Below are 14,264 nucleotides of genomic sequence, written 5' to 3'. Positions count from 1 at the left end.
TTAGACCTCCAATTGTCCTTGCACGCGGATGTGGACGCGGCCGCCGACCCAAATATCGGTGCCGTCATCGTGAATAAAGACCTCGCCGTCTCTTCCCAGTTGGCTGCCCTGGCAGGCGGTGTAGCGGGCGGGGACGAGGCCTCGCGAGCGCATGAATTGCGCGGCACCGCCGTTGAAGGAACCGGTGACAGGATCCTCGAATTCTGCGGTAAATGCGCGCACTTCATAGGCAGCGGAATCCCTACCCGCGGTGGTATCCAGCATGCCCACCACGCCCACCTTGGGGCGAGTGGCGGCGGGCTGAACCGCGCGCACGGCCGCGGCATCGCGCAGCTGTATAAGCCGCCAACCAGGCCCATTGTCCACCCAAGCGGAATCGATGACATCTTCTTCTGCGATATTCAATCCCGCGCAGGCCTCTGCCAGTTCGGCACTGCTTAATGGCCCGCCCGCGCGCAGCGGAGGGGTGGCAAAAGAATAAATACCTGCGTTCTCGCGCACGGAGACCAACCCCACCCCGCATTCCTGCACTATGGTGCCCTCCTTCTGCGGTTCATTGCCGAGCGCCCGCCAGACGGCGGCGCTGCCCAAAGTGGGGTGGCCGGCGAAGTCGAATTCCTCGTGCGGGGTAAAAATGCGCACGCGATAGTCCGCCGCGGGATCGGTGGGCTGGAGCAAGAACGTGGTTTCAGAAAAGTTGGTCCAGTGCGCGATGGCCTGCATCTGCTGTCTCGAGAGCCCATCGGCATGGGCCACGACGGCGAGCGGGTTACCGGAAAACGCCGAGGTGGCAAAGACATCGACTTCAAAGAACTGGAGGTGCATGCCCGCCAGTGTAGTCAGCCCTGGGGATGAGGCCGGCCGACTGGCTTCTGCGCTAGCCTTGCCCTTATGACTAAGCTTTGGCCGGATCGTCTGCGCGACTGGATTGGCCCGCCGTGGCGAATCATCATCCCCGTGTTCTTCGGCGTGCTGCTGCCCAATGCCGCGAACTTCTTGCACACCGATTCGCCCTTCCAGGCCATTGTCGCGGTCTTGTACACCGTAGGCATCCCGCTGGCGCTGTGGCTGCATCCCAAGCTGCAAGAAAAGTCCATTTTCTTCATCGCCGGCACCATGACGCTGTGCATCTTCACGCCCTTGGCCTCCCTGGAGAACTTCCACGCCCCGATTTTCGCCTACACGGCTTTTCTCATCGGCACGCACTCGCGCAAGCGCTTGCGCTATATCTGGCTTGCCTGGATTGCCCTGGGCTCGCTGGCGGGAACCACCGCAAGCCTATTTGGGGAAAAGGTCTTCGCGGGCAGCGATATCGGCTTGGGCGATGCGACCATGAGCCCGCTGCTTGTCTATGCTGGCACGGTCCTGCTCGGCTGGCCGGTCCTCGGCTTTTTCTACCTGCTCGGCACCAATAACCGGAAGCGCCGGGAGGGCCAACAGCTGCTCATCGAGCGCGCGGAGATGGCCGGCGCCGTGGAGCGCAATCGCATCGCCCGCGAGATGCATGACATCGTCGCCCACAATCTCGCCGGCGTCATCGCGCTTGCCGATGGCGCCCGGTTCGCCGCCGCCAAAGACCCCAAGGTAGCAACGGAGGCACTCGATACCATCGCCTCTACTTCCCGCGAATCCTTAAAACAGATGCGCAGCCTGCTTTCCGTCTTGCGCGAAGAAGACGCGCGCGGGGAAACCAAGGCCCCAGGCACCTCAGACATCGCAGGTCTGTTTTCGGAAGCCCGGCGCGCCGGCTTCGATATCACCGTCTACGGCATGGAAAAGCTACCCGCCGATAGCGATGAGCTCTATCAATTCACCATCTACCGCATCGTGCAGGAGATGCTGACCAATATGCTCAAATACTCCAGCCAAAATAGGGGAACCCTGCGCTTTCGCAGCGATAGGTCGGCGCTTGTTATCGAGGGGCACAACCCCATGGCGCAGCCGGACGAGGACCACAGCCCAGGCTATGGGCTCATCGGGATGAAAGAGCGCGTGAAGGCCTATGGTGGCAGTGTGTCCACCAAGGCCGAGGATGGAACGTTTGCAATCATCGTGGAGGTACCGCATGTCTAATCCGGAACAGGAATCTGAGCCCATTCGCATTGCGCTTGTCGATGACCAACCGCTCCTGCGCGCCGGGTTCGCCATGCTGATCGGCTCGCAGGAGGATATGAGCGTGGTCTGGCAGGCCTCCGATGGCGATGAGGTACTGGACCTTGCGCGGCAAAAGCCCGTCGATATCATCCTCATGGACGTGCAAATGGCGCGGGTCAACGGCATTGCGGCCACGGAGGAAGTTCTCCCTGAATTCCCGGAGACCAAGGTCATCATGTTGACCACCTTTGATGATCACAACTTTGTCCACAGTGCAATCTCTGCCGGGGCATCCGGATTTTTGCTCAAAGACGTCGAGCCCGAGGAGCTGCTCTCAGCCATTCGCACCGTGCACTCGGGTGAGGCCGTGCTTTCGCCGCGCATTACCGCCCAGGTGCTCCAACAAGTCCGCAGCGAGGAGGGTGGGGACAGTAGGAAGGCGCACTCGGCTTCGCACACCGCCGCGGCTGCACAGCCAGGCGCCACCACCGCTACGGCCCCGCCGTCCGCGGAACTTACCCCGCGCGAGATGGATATTTTAAGGCTCATGGCGCTGGGGTATTCGAATACCGAAATATCCGAAGAGGAGTTTGTCTCCATGGCCACGGTCAAGACCCACGTGCGCCACGTGCTGACCAAGACTGGGTCCCGCGACCGCGTCCAGGCCGTGCTGTATGCCTATACCCATGGCGTGGTCACCGTGGAAGAACTGCTTTCTCATCCCCAGGGATGAACGGCTAAATCCGCCTCGAGGATGGTTACTTCGCGCCGGGAAAGCGCCAGGATAAAACCATGCTCACAGTCACACAGCTTTCCAAGAAATACGGTTCCTTTACAGCAGTAGATAGCCTTTCCTTCGAGGTTCCCGATGGCCAAGTCACCGGGTTCTTAGGGCCCAATGGTTCCGGCAAATCCACCACAATGCGCATGTGCGTCGGTCTAGAAAATCCCACCTCCGGCACCGCCACATTCGATGGCACCCCATTTCGCGAACTACCCGATCCCGCCTCCACAGTAGGCACCTTGCTTGATGCCAACTGGTTCCACCCCGGCCGCAGTGCTCGCGCGCACCTGGGCTATATGGCAGCACTCCAGGGAGTATCGATGAACCACGTCGATGACACCCTGGAACGAGTCGGGCTCGGAAAGGTGGCGAAAAAGCGCATCGGGGGCTATTCGCTTGGCATGAAGCAGCGCCTGGGCCTCGCCTGCGCCATGATGGGACAGCCCAAGCACTTGCTTCTCGATGAACCCGTCAACGGCCTGGACCCTGAAGGCGTGCACTGGATGCGCGACCGCATCCGGGAATTCGCCGCCGGGGGATGCGCCGTGCTGGTGTCGTCCCACCTGCTCTCAGAAATGCAGCTGACGGCGGACCGCCTAGTGGTCATCGGCAAGGGCAAGCTCGTTGGTGAAGGAACGGTAGAAGAATTCGTCAATGCCTCCGGTGCCTCCACCGTGGAGGTCGTCGTGGACCAACCTGAAGAGCTGGCCCGTCTGCTGCACGATTCGCAGGCAGAGACCTCCTTTGATGGGGAGGTTCTGCGCATTACCGGCCTAGACCGCGACGAGGTCGGCCAATTGTGCTTTGACCACCGCATCCGTATCAGCAGCCTTGAGGTCAAGCATCCCTCCTTAGAAGATGCCTTCCTCGGCGCTACCGCAGACCACCTGGATTACCGCTCCGCATAACCCTCGTTATCCGTTATCGAAAGGCAGAGTACGAGCCATGAACACCATCGTTTCTGAATCCCGCAAGATATTTTCCCTGCGCTCAACGTGGGTCTACCTCGCTATCATCACCGTTGGCCTAACCGCCGCGAACGTGCTGATGGGAGCTATCCGCAGTGACGCCAGCGACTTTCAATCTTCCGACGTGGCCATCGGCGCCATCTTCGCCGTGGTCATCATGATCTTTTCCTCGGCCACGCTCGTCGGCGGCGACCTCCAAAAAGGCACCGTCGCCTGGAGCTACCTATCTACCAACCGGCGCATGCGGGTGTTCTCGAGCCAAATCCTCGTCATCACCGTGGCCAACGTGGCGGCCGCGGCACTTGCCGGCATACTCGGCATGCTAATTAACGTCGCACTCGGCGGAACTTATGACTTCTCCAGCTTCGTCCATTACCCAGATAACGCCGTGTTCCTATTTACCTTTGTGGAATACATCGTCTACACCCTGCTTGCTACCGGCCTGGCATATATCCTGCGCAGCGGCACCTTTGCGGCCATGCTGCTGATAATCGAGTACTTCGTCATCGAAAGCGTACTGACCTCGCTGAACATGGGCTGGGCCAAATACATCTTGCAGATTCTGCCCGATGCCAACCTGCGCACGTTCTTCCAAGGCCAAGACACCTTCGGCCTCATGGCCCCGCAATGGGCATCCGGCGTCATCGTCTTGGCCATGGTGGTGGCGGTCCTCGGCGGGGCCGCAGCCGTTCAGCGCCGCCGTGCCGTAGTTTAGGCTCCCCGCAGGCGCTCGCGCGTTACGGGGATACGACGAGGGTAAGTTCCCGTGAGCCGTGCGGTGGTTCCTCTACCGTCATGCCGGCCGCGCGGGCGATAGCGGCGACATCGGCGGCGCTGAAGGCATCGGCAGGCGAAAGCGCCAGCTCCCGGGCCAGCAGGCCCTTGTAGTGCTTGTTAAAGTGGCTGACCACCTTGCGCGAGCCATCTGGTTGCACGCTTTCTACCCGCACCGTCACCGCCGAAGGCAGCCGGCCCAATTGCTGGTAGGTGCCCGAGCGGAGATCCACAACCAGCTCGTCGATGTTTTCTAGCGCCTGCGTTATCTGCTTGCCCCAAAAAGACTTCATGGTGCGACCTCCCAGCTTGGAACCGCCCGATAAGCGGTAATGAGGGATGGGGTCGTCCGCGCGCAGGAGGCCGAAGAGGGCATCGCCAATAGCAAGGCGGCTCCACGAGGGAAGGGTGGACGCCGAAAGTGCATCAAAAAGCACGCCAGTATAGCGCTCCACCGCTGGCATGGTGGGGGTGGTAAAAAGCTGACTATTGGATTCGGCCTCACCGCGCAGCTTCTCCGAGAGCTTCAGCGCCACCATCGCCTCATCAACGGGAAGAGACTGCAGCTCAGCGGCTATTTCGCGCCGCGTATCGGTAAGTTCTGGAAAAGATAGGTTGGCAAAATCAAGCGGCTTTCCGGTGCCGCCATGGGCCTTGGTTTCTGAAGGAGGGAGGACAATGAGCATATAGCTAGGGTAGCGATGTATATTTTGACCATGATTACCCGCCTTTCTGAACTATTTCTCCGCACCCTTCGTGAGGACCCAGCCGATGCCGAGGTCCCCAGCCACAAGCTGCTGGTGCGTGCCGGTTATGTGCGCCGCGTCGCGCCGGGCATCTACACCTGGCTGCCGTTGGGTCTGCGCACCCTGCGCAAGATCGAAGACGTAGTACGCCAAGAAATGGATGCCATTGGCGGGCAAGAAATGCTTTTCCCGGCCCTGCTGCCGCGCGAGCCCTATGAAAAGACCAACCGGTGGGTGGAATACGGCCCCAACCTATTCCGCCTGCAGGACCGCAAGAATGCCGACTTGCTGCTCGGGCCAACACACGAGGAAATGTTCGCCAACGCCGTAAAGGACATGTACTCCTCGTACAAGGATTTCCCAGTCACCTTGTATCAGATTCAGACGAAGTACCGCGATGAGGAACGACCCCGCGCCGGGGTGCTGCGCGGGCGCGAGTTCGTGATGAAGGATTCCTACTCCTTCGATATGAACGATGAGGGGCTTGATTCCTCCTATGCCCGCCACCGCAAGGCATATCAGAATGTTTTTGACCGCTTGGAAATCGATTATGCCATTTGTAAGGCCACCTCTGGCGCGATGGGCGGGTCCGCCTCCGAGGAGTTCTTGGCGCTTTCTGAGGTGGGCGAAGACCTCTTCGTGCGCTCCACCGAGGGCGATTATGCGGCCAATGTAGAGGCGGTCGTGACCCAAGCGTCCCCAGAAAAAGATATTGCGGGCCAGCCCGCGGCGAAGGAATACCGTACCCCGGATGCCGCCACCATTGAAGCGCTTGTGCACTGGGCGAAGACCGAGGACATCGCCGTCGACGGCCATGAGGTCCGAGCCGCCGATATCCTTAAATGCGTCATGGTGGAGGTAACCCACCCAGCGCTAGAGGAATCTGCAGAGAAGAAGGAATTGGCGGCCGTGTTGATTCCGGGCGACCGCGAATTGGATCCCAAGCGCCTCGAGGCGGCCTTGGAACCGGCAGAGTTCACCCTGGCCAGCGATAAGATTTTTGCGCAATACGATTTCTTGGAGCAGGGCTTTGTGGGCCCGCGCGCGCTGAACTCCAATGGCGTGAAGGTCTTTGCCGATCCCCGCGTGGTCAAGGGCTCTTCCTGGATCACCGGCGCGGATGCGCAAAACTGCTACGTCGTGGGCTGCGTGGCCGGCCGCGATTTCCACGTCGATGAGTTCGTGGAAGCAGCAGAGGTGAAAGAGGGCGATCCCGCACCGGATAACCAGGGCACCTTGGCCTTGCAGCGCGGCATCGAACTGGGTCATATCTTCCAGTTGGGCCGCAAGTACACCGAGGCCTTTGACGTGCAAATCCTCGATGAAAACGGCAAGCGCGCCATCCCCACGATGGGCTCTTATGGCATCGGCATCTCCCGCATGCTGGCCGTGCTGGCAGAACAACGCCACGATGATAAGGGCCTGAATTGGCCGGTGGCGGTGGCGCCGTATCAGGTGCACGTCGCGGTGGCGAATAAGGATGCCGCGGCCATGGAGGCCGGCGATAAGCTGGTAGAAGAGCTATCCCAGGCGGGCCTTGAGGTGCTTTTCGATGACCGCCCCAAGGTCTCCCCGGGCGTGAAGTTCAAGGACGCAGAGCTACTCGGCATGCCGTTTGTGGCCATCGTGGGCCGCGCCTTCAAAGACGGCATCATCGAGCTGCGCATCCGCGGCCAAGAAACGCTGGAGGTACCTGCGGATGAGATCGTGGACAAACTCCTCGAGTTGGTGCGGGCCTAGCTTAAATCACCGCGCTAAAGCCCGGCGCCTATAAGCACCGGCAGGGTAGCGTGGGAAGCATGAGACTTAATAAAAACGTGCTCCCCACAGCCCTTATCACGATGGGCACGCTGCATTTCCTGCGCGCCAAAACCTTCGAATCCATTGTGCCGCCACAGCTGCCGGGCTCGCCGCGGTTGTATAACTTCGCCTCCGGCGCCTGGGAGATAGCTACCGGTTATTTGCTCACCGATCGCGCCACCCGCGAATCCGGCGGCGCGTCCGCCGCGGCGCTATTTCTTGCCGTGTGGCCGGCGAATATGTACCACGCCTGGATCGAGCGCGATGCGCGATGGCCGAAGAAGCTGTATCACATCATTCGCCTGCCGCTGCAGATTCCGTTGATTCGCTACGCATGGAAGATCGCGCAGGGTAGGGCATAAAACCTAAAAAGAACCGACTCCCCAATTTTCCCGGGAAATAGATCCCAAGTGGAAAATGGGGGAGTCGGTTGCTTGCGTGATGCCGCGCTCAAGGCGGCATCACGCTACCGCTGTATAAGGAAGCCGATTAGCCGGCCACGGGGCCGCCGCAATTAGGCCATGCGCCAGCTCCCTGGGTGGCAAGGACGTTTTCAGCGATTTCAATCTGCTGTTCCTTGGTGGCTTGGTCCGCGGTGGGCGCGTACTGGGTGCCGCCGCTACCGGCCCAGGTTTGCTGCGAGAACTGCAGTCCGCCGTGGTAGCCGTTGCCGGTGTTGATGTGCCAGTCACCGCCGGATTCGCACGCGGCGACCTGGTCCCACGCGCTTTCCGGGGCGGCGTTGGCGGCAGGGGCGGCAATGCCCGCGATGCCCAACGTAGCTGCTGCCATAGTGAGCAAGGTCTTCTTAGTACGCATTGAGAAAGCACTCCTTCTCATTGTTTTGGCTCGTGGAATCTCCAACAAGCACGTAATCCACCAAATTACGTAGGGCCTGGAGGCATTAGCAATGAATATCGGCCTATAACTCGCTGATTTTTCACTGCCCGCCGGCCAGTGAATCTTCAGGCTGGGGATGTAAGGCAACGCTGGGCGCTATGCTGCCTGGGATTCGGCGGCGATGCCGATAAGCCAGTTCAGCCACTCCTGGTTTGGACTTTCCTGTTGCGCTGCGGCCACTGCGGCCGCGTGCCACTTATCCGCGTCCTGCTCCATCATGGTATCCAGGAATGCGGCAGCGGAATCCGCATCGCTGGGAAGCGTTGTTCCACCGGAGGAATAGGCAGGCTCTGGCTGTGGAACCTCGCCGTTTTGGCTAATCGCCTCCTGCAGCTGGTCGATGCGGTGGTGATGGAGGCTTAAGAGCTTATCGATGCGCCCCTCGGCAGCAGGATCGCTATAGGCCCGCGCGAAATCCAGCCCAAAGACCTGCTCGTATTCCCACTGCAGCAAATCGGTGGCGCTTTCGCGCTGGGGTTGGGAGAGCGTGGGGATATCGGGGGCATCGCCAGGCAGCCAGGCATTGAGCGTAATGGCCTGTTGGGTAACTATCGGCCGCGACTCAGAACTGACCTCATCGGCGGCTTCCGTGGTGGCCGAGGCGGCCTCCTCTAGCACCTGGGAGGAATCTGTGGCAGGAGGTGCCTGCGTGGGCCGGTCCACCTCACAGCTGTGCGGGACATTGCCTTGGTCATCGGTGCCGCAGAGGCGCGCAATTTCCGCAAACAGCGCATCGGCCTGGGAGCTGCGCATATCCGCGGCTTCATCGTCGACACCTTGGAGGGCGAGTCCATCGCTCGCGGCGGCCACGGCGAGGCGCTCGAGTGCGTCTTCTGGGCGCGGGCCAAAATAGTCGACGACGGAATCGACTGCGGAACAACCCGCAAGCGCGGGCAGGGTGGCAGTCGAGGCTACACAGGTTAAAGCAATACGTCGGCGGTTCACCCAAAAGACTGTACCTCGAAGGACGTAGGCTAGTGGGCATGGCTTTCCCAGATGCACAACAATTAACTGATTTGCTCCAACCTCGCCTTGCAGCCCGCGGGCTCGACGTGGAGGATATTAAAACCACCAAGGCGGGAAAGAAATCACAGGTCATCATCCGCATCGATGGTGATAAGCGGCCTAGCTCCGATGTCTTGGAAGAGGTCTCCGACGATATTTCGGCCTTCTTCGATGAGAAAGAGGAAACGGGTGAGCTGAATTTTGGCGCCGGATATACCTTGGAGGTCTCCACCCCAGGCGTGGATCTGCCGCTGACCTCACCGCGTCACTGGCGCCGCAATCAGGGGCGGAAGGTGACCTTTAATCGCGGCGACGACAAGAGCCATACCGCGCGCATCGGTGCGCTCAACGCGGCCGAAGATGCCGTTGTCCTTATCACCTCTGAGAAAAACGAGGTGCATACAGAAGTGGAGCGATTGGAAAACATTGCCCACGCAGTGGTAGAAATTGAATTTGCACAGCCATCACAGCGTGAGCTAGACGCCGTGCACCAGCCATTTGCAGAAGCCGAGAGCTAACCGGCAATCGAGAGGACAGACAAGTGAATATTGATCTTGAGGCACTTCGCACTATCGAATCCGAACGACAGGTCCCCGTCAATGATCTGTTGGAGGCGATTGCGAGTGCCTTGTTGTATTCCTACCTGGATTACCGCGAATCCACCGCGGAGGGTAAGGCCGAAGGCACCAAGTCCCGGGTAGACATCGATACCACCACCGGTGCCGTCAGCGTCATCGTTACTGAGCGCGACCCCGAAACCGGGGAAGTAACCAGTGAATACGATGACACCCCGGATAACTTTGGCCGCGTGGGTGCACGCGCCGTACGCGAAGCGATTTTGCGCAAGCTGCGCGAGGCCGAAGCCGAGCGCACCTTTGATTCCTATTCGGAGCTTAGCGGGCGCGTTGTCAGTGGCATCGTCCAGCGCGATGCGCATGCCAATGCCCGCGGCATCGTCGTGGTCCAGCTCGGCTCTGAACTGGAATCGCAGGACGGCATCCTGCTTCCCGCAGAACAAATCCCCGGGGAAAAGCTGCAGCACGGTGACCGCATCAAGGCTTATGTGGTGGGGGTAAACCGCAATGGCGCCAATGTGCAGATCAACTTGTCCAGGACCCACCCGGAGCTGGTGCGCGGTCTTTTTGAACTGGAAGTTCCGGAAGTTGCGGATGGCAGCGTGGAAATGATCGCCATTGCCCGCGAAGCTGGGCACCGCTCGAAGGTCGCCGTCATCGGTCACGCGAAGGGCCTGAACGCCAAGGGTGCGTGCATCGGCCCGCGCGGCCAGCGCGTGAATAACATCATGCGCCAGCTGGGTGGGGAAAAGATCGACATCATCGATTACAGCGAGGATCCCACCGTGTATGTGGGCAATGCTTTGGCCCCCTCGAAGGTGATCAAGGTGACCGTGCTCGATAGCGAGGAGCAGGTGGCGCGCGTCATCGTCCCTGACTACCAGCTGTCCCTTGCCATTGGTAAGGAAGGCCAGAACGCGCGGCTCGCCGCCCGTTTGACCGGATGGAAGATCGATATTCATTCAGATGCGGACGCGAATTAAGGAATTGCGGATATATAGCGTAGGCTAGTAAACGGCCCAGATGCAGAAAGGGACATGAAGACGCAGCGAAAGTTAAGGAGTTCGATGTCGCAGACTCAACGGCTTCGTACTTGCATCGCTACGCGTCAACGCATGCCCGATACGGAGTTGCTGCGGGTGGTCATTGATGCCAATGATCCCCACGGCAGCCGTGCGGTGGCGGATCCATTCCGGCGGCTTCCCGGCCGCGGCGCATGGATTAGCCCCACGCTTTCTGCACTCGAGCTAGCTGAGCGCAAACATGCTTTCAAGCGCGCGCTCCGCACGTCCGCATCCGTGGACACAGGTCAGGTACGTAGGTACTTGGAAGCACAGTGCGAAAATGTACAGGGCGAAAAAGTACCGTGTGCGGAACAACCTGCACAAGATTCGTACACACCAGAGTTAAAAAGGAAGACCGAACACTGATGAGCGCACAACGATGAAGCATCAGCGATGAAAGTCCAGAACGTTTAACTAGGAGTCAGGCCAGTTTTTCGCGGCCTTGGCTCCTAGGCGATACCAAGAGGAGACAAGTGCCCGGAAAGCTACGTGTTCACGAGTTGGCAAAACAGCTCGGAGTAACCAGCAAGGAACTGCTCGCCACCCTGAAGGAACAAGGCGAGTTCGTTAAAACCGCATCCTCGACCATCGAACCACCGGTGGTCAAGAAGATGCGTGCTCACTATGAAGCACAGTCCGGTGGCGATGCCACCGAAGCTAAGGCAGACAAGACTGAGAAGGCTGCCAAGCCCGCTAAGCCCGGCCAGGGCAACGCCAAGAAGTCGGCATCGCCTGCGCCGAAGCCAGGTCAAGGTGCACAGGGCGGCGCGAAATCCGCTGCGCCGAAGCCCGGCGCCCCTAAGCCAGGTGCACAGGCACCGAAGCCATCCGACGCTGCACCGAAGCCAGGCGCAGGGTCCGCTAAGGCTGCCCCCAAGCCAGGTCAGGCAGCACCAAAGCCAGGCGCTGCCGCTGGCAAGCCGGCGCCGAAGCCCGGCCAAGGTGCACCGAAGCCAGGCCAGAACGCAGGTCAAGGCGATGCCAAGAAGTCGGGCGAGCGCCCGACCCCAGGCAACGCCATGCCGCGACCGATGCCTAAGCCCGGCGGATCCCGCCGCGTGGCCAATAACCCATTTTCCACGGGTGGCGGAGACAACCGCCCAGGCCCACGCCCCGGTGGCTCCAAGGGCCAGCGCGGTGGCAACCGCCCCGGCGATAACCGTGGTGGAAAGCGCGGCGGCCGCAACGAAGGCGGTAATAACCGTCAGGGCCAGGATCAGAACCAAGGCCAGGGTGGCGGCGGTGGACGTCGTCCATCGCCTGCCATGATGCCTTCGCATCCGAACCCAGCCTCGATGCCGTCCAAGGCACCGAGCGGTGGCGGACGCGGTGGCCGCGGTCGCGGTGGCCACGGCGGACCTGGTGGTCCAGGTGGCCCAGGTGGCGGTCGTCCCGGCGGCTTCCGCGGTGGACGCGGTGGGCGTCGCGGCGGTACCGCCGGTGCATTCGGCCGTCCCGGTGGCGCACCACGCAAGGGCAAGAAGTCGAAGCGGCAAAAGCGCCATGAGTTTGAAGAGCAGCAGAAGCACGTCGTAGGCGGCGTCCGCTTGCCAGATGGCAAGGGGCAGACCGTCCGCCTGCGCCGCGGCGCTTCGCTGTCTGACTTCGCGGAGAAGATCGGTGCCGATCCAGCAGCATTGGTGCAGGCACTGTTCAACCTGGGTGAGATGGTCACCGCAACCGCATCCGTATCGGAAGATACGCTGCAGCTGCTCGGTGACGAGATCAACTACAAGGTAGAGGTCGTCTCCCCAGAAGACGAGGACCGCGAGCTGCTCGAGTCCTTCGACCTGCAATTCGGCGAGGACGAAGGCGGCGAAGAGGCCCTCGAACATCGCCCTCCAGTCGTCTCCGTCATGGGCCACGTTGACCACGGTAAGACCCGCCTGTTGGATACCATCCGTAAGACCAATGAGGCAGCCGGCGAGGCCGGCGGTATTACCCAGGGAATCGGTGCTTACCAGACCACGGTTGACGTGGATGGCGAGCGCACCATTACCTTCCTGGATACCCCTGGTCACGAGGCCTTTACCGCCATGCGTGCCCGCGGTGCGAAGTCCACCGACTTGGCCATCTTGGTTGTCGCCGCCGATGACGGCGTCATGCCACAGACGGTTGAGGCCATCAACCACGCCAAGGCTGCCGATATCCCGGTTGTCGTGGCCGTGAACAAGGTGGATAAGCCGGAGGCCCAGCCGGAAAAGATCCGTGGCCAGCTCACGGAGTATGGCTTGGTGCCTGAAGAGTACGGCGGCGACACGATGTTCGTGGATATCTCTGCTAAGCAGGGCCAGAACATCGACCAGCTGCTGGAGTCTGTCATCCTGACTGCCGATGCCGCCCTCGAGCTCACGGCTAACCCAGAGATGGATGCCCAGGGCGTGGCCATCGAGGCCCACTTGGACCGCGGTCGCGGCCCGGTGGCTACGGTCATCGTCCAGCGCGGTACGCTGCACGTCGGCGATTCCATCGTGGTAGGCGATGCGCATGGTCGCGTGCGCCGCATGCTCGATGAGTTTGGCGAGGACGTTAAGGAAGCCGGTCCTTCCCGCCCGGTACAGGTACAAGGCCTGTCCGGCGTGCCGGGTGCTGGCGATAACCTGCTCGTGGTCGATGATGACCGCGTGGCCCGCCAGATTGCCAACCAGCGCGATGCTCGTAAGCGTTCTGCTTTGCAGGCAAAGCAGCGCAAGCGCGTGTCCCTGGAGGATCTGGACAAGGTATTGCAGGAGACTTCGACCCTCAACCTCATCCTCAAGGGCGACAACGCCGGCTCCGTCGAGGCGCTGGAAGATGCCCTGCTGGATATCAAGACCGAGGACGAAGTCGAGCTCAACATCATCGACCGCGGTGTTGGTGCCGTAACGGAGACCAATATTTCCTTGGCCGCCGCTTCCGATGCCGTCATCATTGCCTTCAACGTTCGCGCGGAGGGCAAGGCCACGGAAATCGCCACCCAAGAGGGTGTGGATATCCGCTACTACACGGTTATCTACAAGGCCATCGAGGAAGTCGAGGCCGCTCTCAAGGGTATGCTCAAGCCGATTTACGAGGAACGCGACACCGGTGCGGCCGAAATCCGCGCCCTGTTCAAGTCCTCCTCGGTGGGTACCATCGCAGGCTGTATGGTCACCGATGGCAAGGTTGTCCGCAACGGCAAGGTTCGCTTGCTCCGCGATAACAACGTCATTACTACCGATGCCAAGATTGAGTCCCTGCGTCACGAGAAGGACGACGCGACCGAGATCAAGGCCGGCTATGAGTGCGGTATGGTGCTGTCCTACCCGGATATCCAGGTAGGCGATATCATCCAGGCTTATGAAGAAGTCGAGGTACCGCGCGACTAGTCGCTGCTAGTTACGGCCCGCTGTACGTGCCCGCCTTGAGGGCCTTTCTCCACGGAGTTTGGCCATTAGGTGAGGCAGGTATCACGGGCCGTTTCGCGTTTTCGCGTGCGGGATTTTCAAGCGGTTTCCATTGGGTGCGGTGAGTTACTAAACTGGTAGTTTCTGATACCGCGACACGGTAATTTAGGAATAAATTTTTCCCCTTTA

Annotated in this window: 14 protein-coding genes; 10 read left to right on the top strand and 4 right to left on the bottom strand. The window is 60.5% G+C overall.

Going from position 1 to position 14,264, the window contains the following annotated elements:
* Entirely contained in the window at positions 1-825 is an 825-nt protein-coding gene (locus HMPREF1287_RS03905; RefSeq protein ID WP_023017316.1) for a PhzF family phenazine biosynthesis protein, read from the bottom strand.
* Between the two features lie 66 nt (positions 826-891).
* Between HMPREF1287_RS03905 and HMPREF1287_RS03900 the strand changes: the two genes are divergently transcribed.
* The 4 genes from HMPREF1287_RS03900 to HMPREF1287_RS03885 are packed head-to-tail and all read left to right on the top strand — an operon-like array spanning position 892 to position 4,561.
* Positions 892-2,073, top strand: coding sequence for a sensor histidine kinase (locus HMPREF1287_RS03900; protein WP_023017317.1), 1,182 nt, complete (start codon positions 892-894; stop codon positions 2,071-2,073).
* Entirely contained in the window at positions 2,066-2,827 is a 762-nt protein-coding gene (locus tag HMPREF1287_RS03895) for a response regulator transcription factor (protein WP_023017318.1), read from the top strand. The genes HMPREF1287_RS03900 and HMPREF1287_RS03895 overlap by 8 nt, the downstream gene beginning before the upstream one ends.
* Before the next feature lie 59 nt (positions 2,828-2,886).
* Complete coding sequence (locus HMPREF1287_RS03890) at positions 2,887-3,786, top strand: ABC transporter ATP-binding protein (protein WP_023017319.1); 900 nt, start codon at positions 2,887-2,889, stop codon at positions 3,784-3,786.
* 37 nt (positions 3,787-3,823) lie between these two features.
* The gene (locus tag HMPREF1287_RS03885) at positions 3,824-4,561 is read left to right on the top strand and encodes an ABC transporter permease (RefSeq protein ID WP_023017320.1); all 738 of its coding nucleotides are present in this window, start codon (positions 3,824-3,826) and stop codon (positions 4,559-4,561) included.
* A 22-nt stretch (positions 4,562-4,583) separates the two neighbouring features.
* Here the strand turns inward: HMPREF1287_RS03885 and yaaA are convergent, their stop codons facing one another.
* Positions 4,584-5,306, bottom strand: a complete 723-nt coding sequence (gene yaaA / locus HMPREF1287_RS03880; RefSeq protein WP_023017321.1) for a peroxide stress protein YaaA — start codon at positions 5,304-5,306, stop codon at positions 4,584-4,586.
* Between the two features lie 30 nt (positions 5,307-5,336).
* Between yaaA and HMPREF1287_RS03875 the strand changes: the two genes are divergently transcribed.
* Together HMPREF1287_RS03875 and HMPREF1287_RS03870 are read left to right on the top strand one after the other, a co-directional pair.
* On the top strand, positions 5,337-7,106 hold the full coding sequence (locus HMPREF1287_RS03875; protein WP_034654255.1) for a proline--tRNA ligase: 1,770 nt from the start codon (positions 5,337-5,339) through the stop codon (positions 7,104-7,106).
* Positions 7,107-7,165: 59 nt separating this feature from the next.
* Complete coding sequence (locus HMPREF1287_RS03870) at positions 7,166-7,528, top strand: hypothetical protein (RefSeq protein ID WP_005283569.1); 363 nt, start codon at positions 7,166-7,168, stop codon at positions 7,526-7,528.
* A 127-nt stretch (positions 7,529-7,655) separates the two neighbouring features.
* On the opposite strand, the gene HMPREF1287_RS03865 is transcribed toward HMPREF1287_RS03870, so the two are convergent.
* A complete protein-coding gene (locus tag HMPREF1287_RS03865; RefSeq protein WP_005278755.1) occupies positions 7,656-7,985 on the bottom strand; it encodes a transglycosylase family protein in 330 nt (109 codons plus the stop codon).
* 177 nt (positions 7,986-8,162) lie between these two features.
* Positions 8,163-9,011 (bottom strand): DUF4439 domain-containing protein, encoded by an 849-nt coding sequence (locus HMPREF1287_RS03860; protein WP_023017323.1) that lies wholly within the window; start codon positions 9,009-9,011, stop codon positions 8,163-8,165.
* A gap of 38 nt (positions 9,012-9,049) precedes the next feature.
* On the opposite strand from HMPREF1287_RS03860, the gene rimP reads away from it, so the two are divergent.
* From rimP to infB, 4 genes are all read left to right on the top strand, one after another.
* Positions 9,050-9,589, top strand: a complete 540-nt coding sequence (gene rimP / locus HMPREF1287_RS03855; protein WP_005278760.1) for a ribosome maturation factor RimP — start codon at positions 9,050-9,052, stop codon at positions 9,587-9,589.
* Between the two features lie 23 nt (positions 9,590-9,612).
* Positions 9,613-10,629, top strand: a complete 1,017-nt coding sequence (gene nusA, locus HMPREF1287_RS03850; protein WP_005278763.1) for a transcription termination factor NusA — start codon at positions 9,613-9,615, stop codon at positions 10,627-10,629.
* Between the two features lie 84 nt (positions 10,630-10,713).
* On the top strand, positions 10,714-11,076 hold the full coding sequence (locus tag HMPREF1287_RS03845; RefSeq protein WP_005278765.1) for a YlxR family protein: 363 nt from the start codon (positions 10,714-10,716) through the stop codon (positions 11,074-11,076).
* A gap of 107 nt (positions 11,077-11,183) precedes the next feature.
* Positions 11,184-14,057 (top strand): translation initiation factor IF-2, encoded by a 2,874-nt coding sequence (gene infB / locus HMPREF1287_RS03840; RefSeq protein WP_023017325.1) that lies wholly within the window; start codon positions 11,184-11,186, stop codon positions 14,055-14,057.
* Positions 14,058-14,264 lie beyond the last annotated feature (207 nt).

It is taken from the genome of Corynebacterium sp. KPL1986 (genome assembly GCF_000477975.1).
In the GTDB taxonomy this organism is placed as follows: domain Bacteria; phylum Actinomycetota; class Actinomycetes; order Mycobacteriales; family Mycobacteriaceae; genus Corynebacterium; species Corynebacterium accolens.
This window is presented reverse-complemented; position numbering and strand designations above follow the sequence as displayed.

Bases quoted from the DNA above. Each gene is read 5' to 3' on its own strand.
- HMPREF1287_RS03905 (WP_023017316.1), bottom strand. From the start codon at position 825: ATGCACCTCCAGTTCTTTGAAGTCGATGTCTTTGCCACCTCGGCGTTT.
- HMPREF1287_RS03875 (WP_034654255.1), top strand. From the start codon at position 5,337: ATGATTACCCGCCTTTCTGAACTATTTCTCCGCACCCTTCGTGAGGAC.
- HMPREF1287_RS03865 (WP_005278755.1), bottom strand. From the start codon at position 7,985: ATGCGTACTAAGAAGACCTTGCTCACTATGGCAGCAGCTACGTTGGGC.
- HMPREF1287_RS03870 (WP_005283569.1), top strand. From the start codon at position 7,166: ATGAGACTTAATAAAAACGTGCTCCCCACAGCCCTTATCACGATGGGC.
- HMPREF1287_RS03890 (WP_023017319.1), top strand. From the start codon at position 2,887: ATGCTCACAGTCACACAGCTTTCCAAGAAATACGGTTCCTTTACAGCA.
- yaaA (WP_023017321.1), bottom strand. From the start codon at position 5,306: ATGCTCATTGTCCTCCCTCCTTCAGAAACCAAGGCCCATGGCGGCACC.
- HMPREF1287_RS03885 (WP_023017320.1), top strand. From the start codon at position 3,824: ATGAACACCATCGTTTCTGAATCCCGCAAGATATTTTCCCTGCGCTCA.
- HMPREF1287_RS03845 (WP_005278765.1), top strand. From the start codon at position 10,714: ATGTCGCAGACTCAACGGCTTCGTACTTGCATCGCTACGCGTCAACGC.
- HMPREF1287_RS03900 (WP_023017317.1), top strand. From the start codon at position 892: ATGACTAAGCTTTGGCCGGATCGTCTGCGCGACTGGATTGGCCCGCCG.
- HMPREF1287_RS03895 (WP_023017318.1), top strand. From the start codon at position 2,066: ATGTCTAATCCGGAACAGGAATCTGAGCCCATTCGCATTGCGCTTGTC.
- rimP (WP_005278760.1), top strand. From the start codon at position 9,050: ATGGCTTTCCCAGATGCACAACAATTAACTGATTTGCTCCAACCTCGC.